The following is a 14,197-nucleotide window of genomic DNA, read 5'->3' on the forward strand; positions in this document are numbered from 1 at the left end:
TCAGTGGATCCGAACGATGATCTCCGAGTGGCCCAAACGGATCACGTCGCCATCGGCCAACTGCCACTCCTGTACCGGCGCGTTGTTCACCGTCGTGCCGTTGGTGGAGTTGAGGTCGGACAACAGCGCGACCTGTCCGTCCCAGCGGATTTCCAAGTGGCGCCGTGACACACCGGTGTCTGGCAACCGGAACTGGGCGTCTTGTCCGCGACCGACGATGTTGGAGCCTTCGCGCAGCTGGTAGGTGCGGCCGCTGCCGTCGTCGAGCTGCAGCGTGACCGCCGCCCCCGCGGACCCGTAACCGCCCTGGCCGTAAGCGCCGTAGCCGCCGGCGGCCGATTGGCCGTAGTCGGCCGGCTGCCCGTAGTCGGCCGGTGGGGCGTACTCGCCTTGCTGGCCGTACTCGTAATCGCGGTGGGCGGTCTCGGGGTAGCCGCCGCCGGCCTGTTGGCCGTAGCCACCGGCCGGAACGTTCTCCGCGTATTGCGTGTAGTCCCCGGCGCCGTACTCCTGCTGGCCGCCGTAGGCCTGAACGCCCGGCTGGTAACCACCCTGGTCGTATCCGGCACCCTGCTCGGGGTAGGCCGCCCTCGGCGGTTCGGGCGCGCTCGGAGGCGCGTAGCCGGACTCCTCGGGACGAGCCGGTCCGCGACCGTAATCGCCGTAGCCGGCATAACCTTGCTGGCCGCCGCCCGGCTGACCGTAGCCGCCGCCACCCTGGCGGTAGCCCTGGTCGTAACCTTGGCCGCCTTGGTCGTAGCCCGGCTGCCCGGGTTGGTCGTAGCCCTGCGCGCCGTAACCACCACCGGCAGGCGGACGCTGCTCATACGACGACGGCGGCGGGTAGCCGCCCTGCCCCTGGTCGGGGTAGCCGCCGCGACCCTGGTCGGGGTAGCCGCCCGCGCCCGGGTACCCGCCCGGCGGGGGATAGCTGCCTTGCTCGGGGTATCCGCCCTGCGGGGGATAACCGCCCTGCTCGGGATACCCACCGCGCTGGTCGGGGTAGCCGCCCTGCTCGGGGGGGCGAGGCGGCGGGTAGCCGCCCTGGGGTGGGTAGCCACCTTGCTCCGGCGGAAGTCCCGCCCGAGGGTCGGGTCCGCCCTGCGGGTCCGGGCCGCCGCGCTGGTCGTCTTGCGGACGCCCGTAACGCTCGTCGTAATACTCGTCGCCGGGACGCCCCTGCCCCTGACCGCGGTAGCTCGAGTTGTCAGTCATTGGTGCTACTCCTGGTTCTGCGCTGAACGCCTGACTCGATTGTGGCCGGGCGGGGTCATTGAACTTCGGGCGGGGCTCGACATCGGGGTTGACAGCACCGCGGGCGCGAAACTGTCCGGTATGCAGGTTCGGTGACTGCTCGAACCGAACGACGACATCACCATACGTTTCCCACCCCTGTTCATCGATATAGTCGGCCAGGTATCTGCCGAATGCGCTCGACGTGAGATCCGGATCGGCGCCCACCTTCTCGAAGTCGTGCACACCGAGGGTAATGACGTATTCGTTAGGCGCCAAAAAGTGATTCCCGCGAAGAGGTTGCAGGCCGTCCTCGGCTTCACGGCGCAATAGCGCCTCAACCTCCGGAGGGACAATCGAACCCCCGAACATGCGGGCAAATGCGTCGCCGACCGTCGACTCCAGCTTGCGCTCGATCCGGGCAGCGAGCCCCCGTTGGCTACCCATGCTTCAGCGCTCGCCCGCACTTGTCGCGGTATATCGCCGGCGCAAGGCAAACCACTCGCCCGCGTGTCGCATCACCCATGCATGTTATCGGCACACGGCGAGGCTCCGTCACCGTGAGAATTCTGAGAATCGCATCCGTGCAGGTCGAACCCGTTTCGCGGCGTTACCACCGGGCGCCGAACAGGCTTGAGCGGTCACCGGAGCGGTTAGGGCGAATGGCCACTACAGTGATATGGTCCATCGGTTGTTTTCCCCGGGCGAGTGGCGGAATGGCAGACGCGCTGGCTTCAGGTGCCAGTGTCCTTCGGGACGTGGGGGTTCAAGTCCCCCTTCGCCCACCATTGTGATGAGTCGAGTCATCGGTGACAGATGAGTCGGGTCATGGGTTACAGATTCCCCGGCCATCGGCCGGGGTTTTTGTTTTGGTTGCGCCAGTAGTTTGCGGCGGGGTCGATGTGGTGGCTGCTGAGGACTCGGTGCTGGCTTTTGCTGATGACCGTGACGGTGTTGGTGGTCACCAAGATGAGCACGGCGATGCCGGCGTGGGTGCGGCCGATGCCCAGGTGGTGCAGGTGGCTGCCGTGGCGCAGGGTGAGTTTGCCGAATTGGTCGACGGTGTCGTGGCGGATGCGGAAGTGTCCGGTGGGACTGTGCGGTGGGCTGGCTTTGGGGCGAGCGGTGTAGGCCTGGGCGGGAGTGGTGGCCGCGGGTAAGGCGCGGTGCGTGCGTTGGGTGTTGTAGATGACGGTGAAGTCGTCGAGCAGGGTTTGCATGGCGGCTACGGTGGCTGGCCGGGGTCGAGGGGCTAGCCAGCGTTTGAGGGTTTGGTGGAAGCGTTCGATTTTGCCTTGGGTTTGGGGATGTCCGGGGTGACCGTTTTTCTGGGTGATGCCCAGGCTGGCCAGGAGGCGTTCGAAGTCGTTGTAGCCGTGGGTGAATCGTGAGGTGTAAACCGATCCGTTGTCGGTCAAGGTGGAGGCCGGCAGACCATAGTGTGTGGCGGTGGTGGTGAAGCTGGCCACGACGTCGGAGCCACCCACGCGCCGATAAGCGGTGGTCGCCAGCAGAAATCGGGAGTGATCATCGAGCCAGTTGAGGATTTCCACACCACTGCCATCGGCCAGGCTCCAATGGGTGAAATCCGATTGCCAGCATTCGTTGGGCTGCTCAGCGGCAAAGCGGTGATAGGAGCTTTTGGGGCGTTTACGCGGCGCCGGGACGATCAGGCCATGGTGATGCAGGATGCGTCGGATGGTCGAGGTCGACGGCGATGCAAAGCCCTGTTGCGTCAGATGCCACTGCAGAGTCAGCGGGCCGGCGTCGAGGCCTTCGATGGTGAGCTTTTCTCGCAGTAACACGATCGCCGCGATCACTTCATCAGACACGGCGCGAGGGTTGCTGGCCGGGCGTCGAGACCGCGGATCCACCGCTTCCAAACCGCCCCGCTGGTAGCGACCGACCAGCCGATAAATATGTTGCCGCGACATGCCATAGACCCGGGCTGCCGCGCTCACCGACAGATGACCACTAACGACTTCAAGGACGACCACACGCGCTTTGGACATCCACCATGACTGTCACCTATGACGCGACTCATCAGGTATCGACACAGGTGTAACCCATGACGCGACCCATCTGTCACCTATGTCGTGAACTCACACACCCCTTCGCCCACCACGAGCGGTTCTACGAACTGTGACCTTTGTGTTTGTGTAGATCACCGTTCAGAGGGTGCCGGATCGGCGGCCGCGGGACGTGGTCGTGCAAGTCCCTAAAAAGCAACGTCATTGGTGGGTCCGGTGTGCCGCGTAACCGCTTGGGAGACTCCCGCGAGCGTCGCCGAGAGCCTCAGTGGTGATCTGTGCCGCTGCCGTACGCAGTCACAGGCGACCTGCTTAAGCGGGTCGCGCTTTTCGCAGAGGGGTTGGTCGTCTTGCCCCGCGGCATCCAGCCTCGCTAGGAGTCGATCCAGAAGCGTCTCCGGCGGGCGAAGAGCGCTACCCCGGAGACTGGAATTGCCTGGCCTATCGGTTTGCCGAACGCACAGGATGTCGTGCAGGCCTTGTAGAAGAACGGCTCAGTACTGAACGCGGGAAGGGCGCCTGCTTAGGCATATAAGGCAAGGCGCGAGCTGTGCTGGGGCGCCCGCGATCGCTTTCGCGTTCGAAAACCTCGATACCAGCTTCGGGAACCGGGAGGTCACGGCTAAGCCATGCATCGCGCATACTTTCAGTAGTTCCGAGGCTACCGACACAAAGCGGTTGACCGTGAAGCCGCTCTATATGCCGTGGACAGCTCTGCCGGGCAGATAGTGTCCTTCACCGCCATTAAGGATGCCGGGCGGGTCACCCGCGTGAGAAAGGGGGATCGGTGCTTACTCAACTAAGACTGAAGAACTTCAAGGCATGGGAGGACACCGGCGATGTCGCACTCGCGCCGCTGACCATCCTGTTCGGCGCGAACTCGTCGGGTAAGTCGAGCCTGCATCAGTTCCTCCTGATGCTTCAACAGACCATCGAATCCCCGGATCGCCGTCGCGTCCTGCATACCGGCGATGACCGGACTCCCGTTGACCTTGGCAGCTATGTAAGTTTGCTGCGCAACGCAAATGTCGACTCGCCCCTGGAGTTTGAGCTGAATTGGCGCCGATCAAGCCCGCTCCAGACTGTATATGGGCGCGAAAAATCTCGATTGACCGTCCGCGAAATGGGATTCAAGGCTGCGATCGGCGCAACGGCGGAGGCGCCGTCACGGATACGAGTAGACAACTACTCGTATCGACTTAGCGCCGGTGAATCTGGCGTCCTGGAGTTAGGCAGTGAGCGCGGAGGCGACGGCCGATATGTGGTCCGCGCCAAAGGTATCGAACTAGTGCGCACGTTGGGCCGAAAATGGCCTGTTTCACCGCCTTCGCAGTTTCACGCCTTTCCTGACGACCTGCCAACCCGTTATCGATACCTCGATTTCGCCGCGGACCTGACGCTGGCTCTGGAAGACCAGCTGCGTGCAATTAACTATTTAGGACCGCTGCGCGACAAGCCCAACCGCTTATACCGTTGGTCCGGTGAAGAGGTCAGCCATGTCGGCTGGCGTGGCGAGCATTCCATCGAGGCACTTCTCGCCGGCCGCGCGCGTAAGTTCAACTTTGCCGAGAAGCAGCGAACGAAATCCCTGCAGGTTCTGGTGGCGCAGTGGCTGCATGACCTCGGGGTCATCGACAGATTCTCGGTTGCGCAGATCGGGGAAGGTCGCGATGAGTACGAAGTCCGCGTGACGACACCGGGCAGCGATCGGGAAGTCCTACTGACGGATGTCGGATTCGGTGTTTCCCAGGTGCTGCCGGTGATCGTGGAGGCGTTCTACTCTGCTCCTGGCGCGACGGTCGTTATGGAACAACCAGAGATCCACCTGCATCCCGCTGTGCAGGCCGGTCTCGCTGACTTGTTCATCGCCGCCATCTCGGCGCGGGAAGAAAGCTCCCCACGCAACACCCAGTTCATCGTCGAATCCCATTCTGAGCATCTGCTCCGGCGTTTACTTCGAAGGATTGCCGAGAATCAAGTTAATCCCGCGGATGTGCAGTGCTACGTGGTGAGCTCCGGAAGACGCGGGTCGAAGATCCGGGCACTGGAGGTCGACGAATATGGCAACGTACACAACTGGCCCAAAGATTTTTTCGGAGACCCCGCGGCGGATGTCATCGCGCAATCACGAAGCGCCCGTGCTCGCCGAAACGCCGAATCACGATGACCCGCGTTATCGACACGAATGTCCTGCTGGTGGTGAAGCTGCCAGAGGGCCATCCCCCCGTCCTCCGTGACGCGTGCGAAGAAATGCTTGAAAACATCATTGATAATCGGGTGCCGGTCGTCACCGACGACGGAGGCGAAATTTTTGAGGAGTATCTACATCAGCTTGATTTGAGTGGGCAACCAAGTTTGGGAGACGCAATTTTCCGATACATCCACGACAACCGCTACCAGTGGGATGCAGCCATGCGTCCCGACATCCAGCCAGGCGAACCGGGGGCCAACACTTACGCAGTGCTTGATGGGGATGATCGCGAGATCGACCCGAGCGACCGAAAGTTCGTCGCCGCGGCGAAAGTCGCCGACGTGCCGGTGGTCCAAGCTACCGACACCAAGTGGCTCAACTGGGGAACCGTGCTTAGTCGCCACGGCGTGAACGTCGAATATGCCCACGAGCCCTCAATCCGTGCCGCCTACCTCAAGAAATTTGGCCACGACGCGCCATGACCGCCTTCATCAAATTCCCTTCGACGCCTTACCTAGTCCGCCCGCCGGGCACCGAAATCCGCGGCGACAAGGTGCTCACAAATGCCGAGCGCGACGAGTTCCTGGCTACGCCGCTGCACATCGAAGAGAAGATTGACGGCCAGAACCTGGGTATTTCAAATGGCGAGGACGGCCTTCGATTTCAGGCACGCGGCAGCTATGTGGAACCTGGTGGGCGCCATTTCCGGGGCCTCGAAACGTGGATCGCGGCACGCCGGCAGCGGCTCGCGGAGGGGCTCAGTGACGATCTGATCCTTTTCGGTGAGTGGTGCGCTGTCAAGCACACCGTGCGTTACGACAGCCTTCCCGACTGGCTGCTCGTATTCGACGTCTACGAGCGGGCAGCCGGACAGTTCTGGGAGCCTGAAAAGCGTGACGCGCTAGCCGAAGACCTCGGCTTGTACACCGTCCCTTTTTTAGGCGCCGGACATTACGACCTCAACGATCTGACAGCACTGATGAGTGAGAGTCGATTGGGGCACGAACTGATGGAGGGCATCGTCGCCCGATCGACTACAGCCGACGGTCCGCGGCGCCGTGCGAAGCTCATCCGTCCAGGATTCGTGCAGCAGATCGATCAGCACTGGATGTCTGGGCAGAAAACAATGAATCGTCTAGCACTGGCTGCGTCCGATTGATGACGTGTAAACCTATGAGGGACATCCTCTCGCCGGTGCTGCCAGGAGCGCATCGCCGAAGTCACCAAAACTAGCGCCGATCTCGATGAGCGCCGAATCTGTTGCACACCATACGCAATGGTGTCGATACCAATACGCCGACCGTCAGCACAGTGGCCGCCATCATAGTCAGCGTGGCCGAACGCGAGGTCGGAAAAGAAAGTCGAGCCGCGGCGCATCGGACGGTTAGGTAGGCAGGATGCGGACCTGGTTAACGCATTTGAGCTGGTAGTTGCTGATGCCCGGCTATGCCGGGGGGACCGCAAAACAACCACCTGACAAAGCGGCCAACCGGGGAAGTCCAGGCGTCCTCCTCGCGGTGCCTCCTCAATCTGTCCGTGAAGTCCTGAAATGCATTGGGGTTGCAGGTGTGGAGGTAATCGATGACCGCGATCTGGTCATCGACGGGGATGTCGACGCGATTAGCTGGCGGCGGAAGGCGAAACCACAAGCGTCTTCCTTGTGTGTACGGCCACCGCGCATCGGCGTAGTAATTAACCCAAAGGTCCTGGTAATAACCCAGCTTCTGGACGTATAAGCCGCCCTCCCGCAGTCCGTGGAGATTTTGGTATCCGCCTAGCACTTTCGGATAAGGACAAGCAGTCGCTATTTCGAGTTGGCCCGTCTGGTGAAGATTGCGTATGGCGCGGTGCAGGCTGACGCGTTCGGGTCTCGGAGCGTCAATCTCGATCAGGTCGAGTAAATCCACGGTGTACCACCGCCAGCGGGCACGAATAAGAGGCGTGTCGTCTGGGTCTACCAATTCGGTGACGTCTGCGGCAGCGTAGGAGTCGTTATCCCGGCGGTCCACCAGTGCATCGAGAACTCTCCGTTGGTTTGATCCAAAGCCGCGAGACATGGATTGAAGCTTACTGCGGATATCGTTTAAGTGTTGCCAAAACGTGTCGGTGCCCTCCGCTATAACTAGAACAGCCCCGCACCGTTGCAGCAGTGCGAGGCGGCCAGTTGTCCCCACCGTCTCGCGAACCTAGGAACCAAGTGAGCATAGAACCGAACGTCAACGGTCAAAACCCAGAGCCAGCAAGCTCGGCTCTGAAACCCACTGTCGTCCTCGTCATTGCCGCCGTGTGCGGCGTTGCGACTGGCTATCACACGGACTGGGAAACCGCCGTGTCAGTGTTCATCGCCGTCATCAGCTTGTTTACGCACAGGTACAGCCGCTAGATCGCCGGCGGTCTTCCCCGGTACCTCGGCTCCGGCAATGGGATGCGCTGCGAGCGCTGCGCACGCTTAACGCCGCCGGAACAATGACCGAAGTACCTAGTTCGGGTCTGTCGGCCCCGAGGAACCATCCGCCAGCAGGGGTTGGCGGGAAGGGCGTCAGTCGGCGACGTTGCTAGCGAAGCTGGGATTCGGCGTCTATCGCAAAGGACCGATTGCTATAGACCCGGCCGTCAATACCTCGACGAACGGCATCGTTGCAGGTCGATCCCTTTCGAAACTTGTATCGAAATCAACGTGTCAGAACACGGACTCGGAGATGGCAATTGATAGTGTCCTCGCGATGGCGAACATAGGGTACGCGCGGGTGTCGACGGCGGATCAGAACCCACAGCTGCAGCTAGACGCCCTGGCCTGCGCGGGTTGTTTGAAGGTGTACACCGATTACGCAAGCGGAACGAAGGCCGACCGCCCGCAGTGGAGTGCGTGCCTGAACGATCTGCGGGCCGGGGACACCCTGGTGATCTGGCGCATCGACCGGCTGGGACGCAACCTGCGCGATCTGGTCGACATCGTCACCGGTCTGCGGGACCGAGGCGTTGGAGTGCAGTCGCTGTGCGACGGGCTGGTGGACACCACCACCGCCCACGGGAATCTGGTGTTCGGGATGTTCGCGGTGATGGCCGAATACGAAGCAGCCCTGATACGGGAACGCACTCACGCCGGTCTGACGGCGGCGCGGGCGCGCGGCCGGCGCGGCGGCCGGAAACCGAAGATGACCCCGGCGCTGGTGGAGCGAGCTCAACGCATGTACGACTCCAGGCAGTTCACCATGGCCGACATCGCCGCATCTTGTTCCGTCACCCCGGTGACGATCTATCGCCATATCTCCACGTCCCCAAGAGCAGTGCGGGTCGGTCAGTGAGACAGTGTGAGCCGCACCGGATTAAGGGATGGTTCCACCTACCGGAGGATCCAGAACACCGTGTGCCCGGCATCTTGACGTGGGAGCCGTCTGACGGCGCAACGTTGGAACTGATTGGCGGCTTCTCGCCCGAACCGACGTACACCGAAACCGACGGTGGCGGATGGCGGACTGCAGAGATCGTCGGGGACGTACGAACTGGAACAATTTTCGGTGAGACTGATTCCGGTAAGCCTTTGAGCCTGTGGGAGGCGCAGCGGGGCACATACACGGCCGGTTTCACCGGTACCGTCCAAACCGAATATTGGCATTCGTCACTGGTGTGCGTTGGCGCTCACATCGCGAGTCCCCAGGAGCCGTTGATTACCCGGCTCTCGATCACCCTAGATGATCTCTACTACCTGACCGACGACGGTCGTCTATGCGCTCCGCGGTGGGCGCGCATCGAAGGAGTGGAACACCCAGGGGAGATGCAACGCGACGGTACGCGGTTGATTCCCTACATCTTTCCCGTCATCGGCGGCTACCGCGCCAACTATGCGCAAGGGGCGACACCCCAGGCTCACTACTCGGTTGGGACCTTCGCCACGCGGCCCTGGCTGAGCGACGCCACAGAAGCAATGCCCGACCTCAAACTCGATTTCATGACCAGCAAGAAGCGTCGTGGTCCGGTTGTCGCGTTACGCGTCGACGCCCACGTCTCCATCCGGCAGCCCGACCATGCTCCAGGGCCGGCGGCGACCTTCATCGACAACCTCGCCCCCATCACCGATCTGATGCGCTTGGCGACGTTCGGCCCCAGCGGCGTCGAGGAGATCAAGGTCCACGCAGGCGAAAGCGACCATAGTGCATACCTTCTCACCCGGATCGGCGACGTCGCCCGGCCTGACGACATTCATGATCAATCCTCGGTGGTCTTCACGCTGGCCGACGTTACCCTAGACGCCTTCTTGGAGAAATGGGGGCAGCTGACAGCCGGAAACCAGGCAAGTTACGCCTGGAACGTCGTCGTGGGATTGTGCGGTTATTCACCGCGTTACGTCGAGGAGTACACCAGTCAAGCCCTCGCAGCGGCAGAGGGCTTCCACACCTGGTGTTTGGCCGGCGGAGACGTGTCGCTGAAGGAAAGGTTGCGAAACCTCTATGAGCGTCTCTCACCAGCAGTCCATGCCAAACTGAACATCGATGTGGAGAAGTGGCTGAGCTGGGCCGTCTGGGCGCGAAATCACGTCGCGCACGGAGGAGTCCGACGCTGGCGGGCACTGGAAAACGGTTTCCAGCTCCACGTCATCGCACAGTCCGTCAACTTGGTCACTTATCTGGTTGTCCTACAACAATTTTCGGTGCCCGAAGACAAGGTGCTGGATTCGCTCCTGAACCATCCTCGATTGCAGGTCATGGCCCAGCACTGTCACGAACTCGATCGACTCCCTGCCCATCAGGGCTAGTTCGAGCTCGACGCTGCACAACGTGGGCCGAACGTTCGACCTGGCGTCGGGCGACTCGTACCCGGAGCTACCCGGGACCGTCGCCTGTCGAAGACAGCGCTGCCTTGACCCGCGCGTCGAGCGACCGCCGCGACTTCAAAGGATCCGCTGTCGGCCCCGCCGTTGCTGCCTCGAGAGTCACTTGCGGGCCTGTGTATCTCGCGCTGCCATCACAACCTTCGAGTGAATCGGACTGGAAAAGCCGGAGAGCCTCCGGTAGAACTAGGGCGATTCATTCAGCTTCACCCGCCGGGCTGCGCCGAGCAGAGAACACCCCGGATCAGGACGACGGGTTGATAGGGACACGGTAGTGCTGTGCCCACTCGGCGATGGCCTGTCGGTGCTCGTTGGGCATGTAGAGCGTGCGCAGGCTGCCGTCTTCGTCGAGCCAGTCCAAACGGGGAGCCCCGAACGCCTGCACCAGAGGCGTGGCCAAACGGAAGGCCAACCTCAAGCGCTGCTGCATCGTGACCGTGTCCGCGAGATCCACCACGGTGACGGTGCGCGGCCACCGGCCTTCCAGGCGACGGTAGATCTTGCGCGTGAAATCGTGGCTGCCGAAGTTAGAGGCTTCCAGCGCCGCGGGTTCGGGTCCGTTGACAACGATTCCAGCGGTGACGGTGGTCGCGCCCCACATACCAGTGCGCGTGCTAGTCCAGGCCATCACGTTCGCCGCAACCGTTGCCACGCTATCCACCAACGCATCAACCGATAAGCTGAACGGAGACAGCGCATCCGGTGCAGTGAGAGGGAGCGCGGCGAACGCCGACCCATCGGCGTGGATCTCCCGGTAGAAGTTGCGCACCTCGGATACGAAAGCGCGCTCGCCAGCATCGCCTTGCATGATCTCGGTCAGGCACACGCGGCCGGGCGCTGCACAGGGTATCCGCCGACGCCGACAAATCTCTTCTGGATAAGCCACGGGAATGGTTCTCGATCGTCCCATTCGTCGATTGCTCGCCGCACCTCTTCGGTGAGCACGTCGTCCTGTGGCAGATCGGGCGTCGAAGCGACAGCCAACCAGACCCGTGGCGCTCGTGGAACATCAAGTGCCGCAACCCCTTCACCCCACACTGTTTCGGCGCGGCGGCGGCGATCGTCACCAACACGCGCGCGGCGCTCGTAGAGCTCAGCAACTTGGTACTCGCGCATGCAGACCACCTGACTCTCTCCCGCTGCACGCTTGGGGTACACCAACCCTTCACGACCGTCACCTGGCATGGTGGCGGCGTGCGGCGCCAAGACACTTGGCGGAATGACGCACACCATGTAGAACGAGTCGCCGTCGTAAACCGGCAACATTTCGAACCCCGGGACCGGCGCGGTGACTTCCCGCACTGCCCTGCGGAAGACCTCCTCCAGCTCATCCGGATCAGCTTCCCCGGCGGCAAACGGGGCCGGTCGCTCGCTCCCTGCCGCGACAGCCTTCGCGTCGCGCACCCCGTAGATCAACAGACCGCCGCGGCCATTCGCGAACGCCGACACATCCTTGCCGCACTCGAAACGCCACTCCTTGCGGACAGCTCTTTCGGGCATCAGCGCACCCTTGGCCTTGAAGTCGATGAACTCGTGTTCGGAACTGAATTCGTCGACAAGCCGCTGCAGCTGGTCAACAGTCATCGAACTGTCGATCACCCCGCCAAGCGCATTTTCCATCTCCCGATGCCGCCAGACAGCCATGCCTCAACCCTCCGTTGTCACCCAGCCCGAGGCTCGCCACCTGCCGCACGTTACCGACCGCGGGTGCAACACCGCTGCAGGTCGGCTGCGGTCCTGAACCGGCTGGATGAAACAGCGGCTGGTAGGATTGTGGCCCTTCCGGATGGTCAAACCGGTCCGGCCGAGCGGCGCCGGCAGGTAGCCCAACAAAGGTGGTACGAGTCGAGTGATCGACGCGCTCGTGTCGAAGCGGTCTATCGTAAAGGCTATGGCGACAATGCCTCCCCAACAGCCGCGACGGGCGGCGTCGCAACACGAGGTGCGCGACGAGGATGTGCTCGACACTGGGTATACACAGCTGGCCCCCGAGTTCAACAGCAAAGAGGCCAACGTCGAAAGGCGGAGCTCACGGGTCGTGCGGGACACCTGGCTGAGCGAGAGCGCTCTGCGGGATGAGCTCGCCATCGCGGAGGCAGACTACGCTGCCGGAAACACAGTTAGCGGCGAGGAGTTACGTCGCCGTTACGGACTGACCTAGTTCTAGCGCAAGGAATTCGGGACTACGCCGACATTCGAGGGAAAGGTCGGCGTTTCCGACAACAATGGCGCCAATCCTGAATGCCTAACGTGACTACTAGCCACTCGCAAAAGGATCCCCCTCTCTTCGTAAAGCTATGCTAGGGAGTATATTTCGTCCGCCAGTGGGACCCGGTCCGTGTCGGGACGATGTCGTGCACGGTTGTCCGGATGACATCGCCCAAGATCCAATGACTGAACACTCGCCGCGATCAATGCGCCGCCGGCAGCTGCGGCCAGGTTGTGGCATCGTTGTTCGCGTCCGCGACTACCGCACAGATCAGCCAGCTCCTGGTGGGTGATGGACCCATGGAACTTTAAATTTGGATGTCCGGAGAATCGTGCTCTGAATCGGCCACGTCGGTGCTGTCGAATCGATCGAAATCGAACCGCCAGCCCCGACACGCTCGCCGGAGCAGTGACGAGGCCTGCCGGCATCCAATAGGTGAAGGTGCCAGGCCCTGGTGGGGGGCGACAATGTTCGCCGCCCCCCGCCGGGGGTCCGGTTGGCTAGCGGCGCGGTAACGCCAGCAGGTTGTCGGTCCAGACGCCGTCTGAGCGGGTCCGCAGGTACTTCGGACCTGAGGCAGGCGTCACCACGAGCACATCGGCTCGATGACCGCCCTGATCGACGTAGGCCTTGCCGTTCTCGTTCTCGATCCAGGAGACGATTTCGGCGCGGGTGTTCTCGCCCGTTGTGCCGTTGGCGGGGTTGGTCCACCACAACTTGGTGATGTGTTGGTGGGTGTTGCCGCCGGTCAGCCGGATCGCGGTAATGCGGATGGACATGAAAGCTCCTCGCTTGTTGATTGCCGTAGAGATACGGATCGGTTCTGCGGGGGCCTACACTCATGTCTGCAGGACGGGTCGCATAGGCCCTCGCGGGTTGGGCGGGCATTCCAGTGCTCGCCCAACTCACTGTTTACGGCTGCTAGCAGCCAGTGATCTGTGGTTCTGCCCTCCTTAACGGTTCTCCCGGCGATCAAAACCATGTCGCGCTTTGAAGCCTTACGGTGCGCCGCCACCTTGTTGTGCTCCGCGCCGAAGCGGGCGCTCCGGGCCTCCTCATCATCTCCCCCGCACAAATCGCGCGAATTAACTACTGCTTAGACGGCGAGTCATCCTCGTTGTCGACCTACCCCAGGGCGCGTGTCTACCACCGTTCATCTGCGGAGATAGCTAGACTTCGAAGATCGAGATAACGCGCAAATAAACTCGCCCACTCGAGGAGACACTGGATGTCCGGCGATATCGTTGGTCTCGCCCAACGCCGAGGGGACGCGGACAACCTCGTTCTGCAAGGAACCTGCGCCAACCCGCGCTGCGACCAAGAATTCGACAGAGAGCTCGGGCCGGGTCGGCCGAGAGACTTTCACAGCGAAGAATGCCGACGCCGTGCCGAGGCCGACCGCCGGAAACTGACCAGCCGCTTAGAGCACTACGAGCGACAAGCCGAAACGATGCGGTCACGCCTGAATGGCTACCTCCGCACCAGCGGAGACGGCGACTCGCGATCTGACCGCTCGGGGCCCTCACCGGAACAGCTCCAACAGGCTCGCGACGCGATTATGAAAGTCAAGGGAATGACCCGCTTTCTGCGCGGCCATCAAGACGAGTTCGCGCAGGACTTGCTCGAACTGTTCGATGCGGTCGAGCCTCTCATCGATACAACCGCCCGCTAGTCCCGCGTCCCGCTGGGAGTCGCCGCAAGCCTGT

At 62.2% G+C, this 14,197-nt stretch carries 13 protein-coding genes and 1 tRNA gene; 8 read left to right on the plus strand and 6 right to left on the minus strand.

All coding sequences use genetic code 11. The features are described from left to right. Positions 1–1,680 (minus strand): FHA domain-containing protein, encoded by a 1,680-nt coding sequence (locus MJO58_RS00115; RefSeq protein ID WP_239721595.1) that lies wholly within the window; start codon positions 1,678–1,680, stop codon positions 1–3. A 255-nt stretch (positions 1,681–1,935) separates the two neighbouring features. Here MJO58_RS00115 and MJO58_RS00120 point away from each other — a divergent pair. Beyond that, positions 1,936–2,021, plus strand: a tRNA-Leu gene (locus tag MJO58_RS00120). 45 nt (positions 2,022–2,066) lie between these two features. Here MJO58_RS00120 and MJO58_RS00125 read toward each other — a convergent pair. Further along, positions 2,067–3,245 carry an IS481 family transposase gene (locus tag MJO58_RS00125; RefSeq protein WP_090600974.1) on the minus strand — a complete coding sequence of 393 codons (1,179 nt, stop codon included), beginning with the start codon at positions 3,243–3,245 and terminating at the stop codon, positions 2,067–2,069. A gap of 805 nt (positions 3,246–4,050) precedes the next feature. Here MJO58_RS00125 and MJO58_RS00130 point away from each other — a divergent pair. The 3 genes from MJO58_RS00130 to MJO58_RS00140 are packed head-to-tail and all read left to right on the plus strand — an operon-like array spanning position 4,051 to position 6,613. Beyond that, positions 4,051–5,430 (plus strand): AAA family ATPase, encoded by a 1,380-nt coding sequence (locus MJO58_RS00130; RefSeq protein ID WP_239721597.1) that lies wholly within the window; start codon positions 4,051–4,053, stop codon positions 5,428–5,430. Beyond that, on the plus strand, positions 5,427–5,936 hold the full coding sequence (locus MJO58_RS00135; protein WP_239721598.1) for a hypothetical protein: 510 nt from the start codon (positions 5,427–5,429) through the stop codon (positions 5,934–5,936). The genes MJO58_RS00130 and MJO58_RS00135 overlap by 4 nt, the downstream gene beginning before the upstream one ends. Continuing rightward, positions 5,933–6,613, plus strand: a complete 681-nt coding sequence (locus tag MJO58_RS00140; RefSeq protein WP_239721599.1) for an RNA ligase family protein — start codon at positions 5,933–5,935, stop codon at positions 6,611–6,613. Before MJO58_RS00135 ends, MJO58_RS00140 begins: the two co-directional genes overlap by 4 nt. Before the next feature lie 250 nt (positions 6,614–6,863). On the opposite strand, the gene MJO58_RS00145 is transcribed toward MJO58_RS00140, so the two are convergent. After that, on the minus strand, positions 6,864–7,511 hold the full coding sequence (locus tag MJO58_RS00145) for a hypothetical protein (RefSeq protein WP_239721600.1): 648 nt from the start codon (positions 7,509–7,511) through the stop codon (positions 6,864–6,866). A 666-nt stretch (positions 7,512–8,177) separates the two neighbouring features. Here MJO58_RS00145 and MJO58_RS00150 point away from each other — a divergent pair. Both MJO58_RS00150 and MJO58_RS00155 read left to right on the plus strand, forming a co-directional pair. After that, positions 8,178–8,759 (plus strand): recombinase family protein, encoded by a 582-nt coding sequence (locus MJO58_RS00150; RefSeq protein WP_239721602.1) that lies wholly within the window; start codon positions 8,178–8,180, stop codon positions 8,757–8,759. After that, complete coding sequence (locus tag MJO58_RS00155; protein ID WP_259608736.1) at positions 8,756–10,207, plus strand: ApeA N-terminal domain 1-containing protein; 1,452 nt, start codon at positions 8,756–8,758, stop codon at positions 10,205–10,207. The genes MJO58_RS00150 and MJO58_RS00155 overlap by 4 nt, the downstream gene beginning before the upstream one ends. 319 nt (positions 10,208–10,526) lie before the next feature. Here the strand turns inward: MJO58_RS00155 and MJO58_RS00160 are convergent, their stop codons facing one another. Beyond that, entirely contained in the window at positions 10,527–11,108 is a 582-nt protein-coding gene (locus tag MJO58_RS00160; RefSeq protein ID WP_239721605.1) for a hypothetical protein, read from the minus strand. After that, positions 11,099–11,926 carry an AlbA family DNA-binding domain-containing protein gene (locus MJO58_RS00165; protein WP_239721606.1) on the minus strand — a complete coding sequence of 276 codons (828 nt, stop codon included), beginning with the start codon at positions 11,924–11,926 and terminating at the stop codon, positions 11,099–11,101. The genes MJO58_RS00160 and MJO58_RS00165 overlap by 10 nt, the downstream gene beginning before the upstream one ends. A gap of 247 nt (positions 11,927–12,173) precedes the next feature. On the opposite strand from MJO58_RS00165, the gene MJO58_RS00170 reads away from it, so the two are divergent. Continuing rightward, entirely contained in the window at positions 12,174–12,443 is a 270-nt protein-coding gene (locus MJO58_RS00170; protein WP_239721608.1) for a hypothetical protein, read from the plus strand. A gap of 548 nt (positions 12,444–12,991) precedes the next feature. Here MJO58_RS00170 and MJO58_RS00175 read toward each other — a convergent pair. Beyond that, on the minus strand, positions 12,992–13,270 hold the full coding sequence (locus tag MJO58_RS00175; protein WP_239721609.1) for a DUF3892 domain-containing protein: 279 nt from the start codon (positions 13,268–13,270) through the stop codon (positions 12,992–12,994). Positions 13,271–13,719: 449 nt separating this feature from the next. Here MJO58_RS00175 and MJO58_RS00180 point away from each other — a divergent pair, with 449 nt between their 5' ends. Continuing rightward, positions 13,720–14,163, plus strand: a complete 444-nt coding sequence (locus MJO58_RS00180; protein WP_239721611.1) for a hypothetical protein — start codon at positions 13,720–13,722, stop codon at positions 14,161–14,163. Positions 14,164–14,197: the final 34 nt, after the last annotated feature.

The organism is Mycobacterium lentiflavum (assembly GCF_022374895.2).
GTDB classification, from domain to species: domain Bacteria; phylum Actinomycetota; class Actinomycetes; order Mycobacteriales; family Mycobacteriaceae; genus Mycobacterium; species Mycobacterium lentiflavum.

Bases quoted from the DNA above. Each gene is read 5' to 3' on its own strand.
- MJO58_RS00135 (WP_239721598.1), top strand. From the start codon at position 5,427: ATGACCCGCGTTATCGACACGAATGTCCTGCTGGTGGTGAAGCTGCCA.
- MJO58_RS00150 (WP_239721602.1), top strand. From the start codon at position 8,178: ATGGCGAACATAGGGTACGCGCGGGTGTCGACGGCGGATCAGAACCCA.
- MJO58_RS00125 (WP_090600974.1), bottom strand. From the start codon at position 3,245: ATGTCCAAAGCGCGTGTGGTCGTCCTTGAAGTCGTTAGTGGTCATCTG.
- MJO58_RS00175 (WP_239721609.1), bottom strand. From the start codon at position 13,270: ATGTCCATCCGCATTACCGCGATCCGGCTGACCGGCGGCAACACCCAC.
- MJO58_RS00145 (WP_239721600.1), bottom strand. From the start codon at position 7,511: ATGTCTCGCGGCTTTGGATCAAACCAACGGAGAGTTCTCGATGCACTG.
- MJO58_RS00180 (WP_239721611.1), top strand. From the start codon at position 13,720: ATGTCCGGCGATATCGTTGGTCTCGCCCAACGCCGAGGGGACGCGGAC.
- MJO58_RS00140 (WP_239721599.1), top strand. From the start codon at position 5,933: ATGACCGCCTTCATCAAATTCCCTTCGACGCCTTACCTAGTCCGCCCG.
- MJO58_RS00115 (WP_239721595.1), bottom strand. From the start codon at position 1,680: ATGGGTAGCCAACGGGGGCTCGCTGCCCGGATCGAGCGCAAGCTGGAG.
- MJO58_RS00170 (WP_239721608.1), top strand. From the start codon at position 12,174: ATGGCGACAATGCCTCCCCAACAGCCGCGACGGGCGGCGTCGCAACAC.
- MJO58_RS00165 (WP_239721606.1), bottom strand. From the start codon at position 11,926: ATGGCTGTCTGGCGGCATCGGGAGATGGAAAATGCGCTTGGCGGGGTG.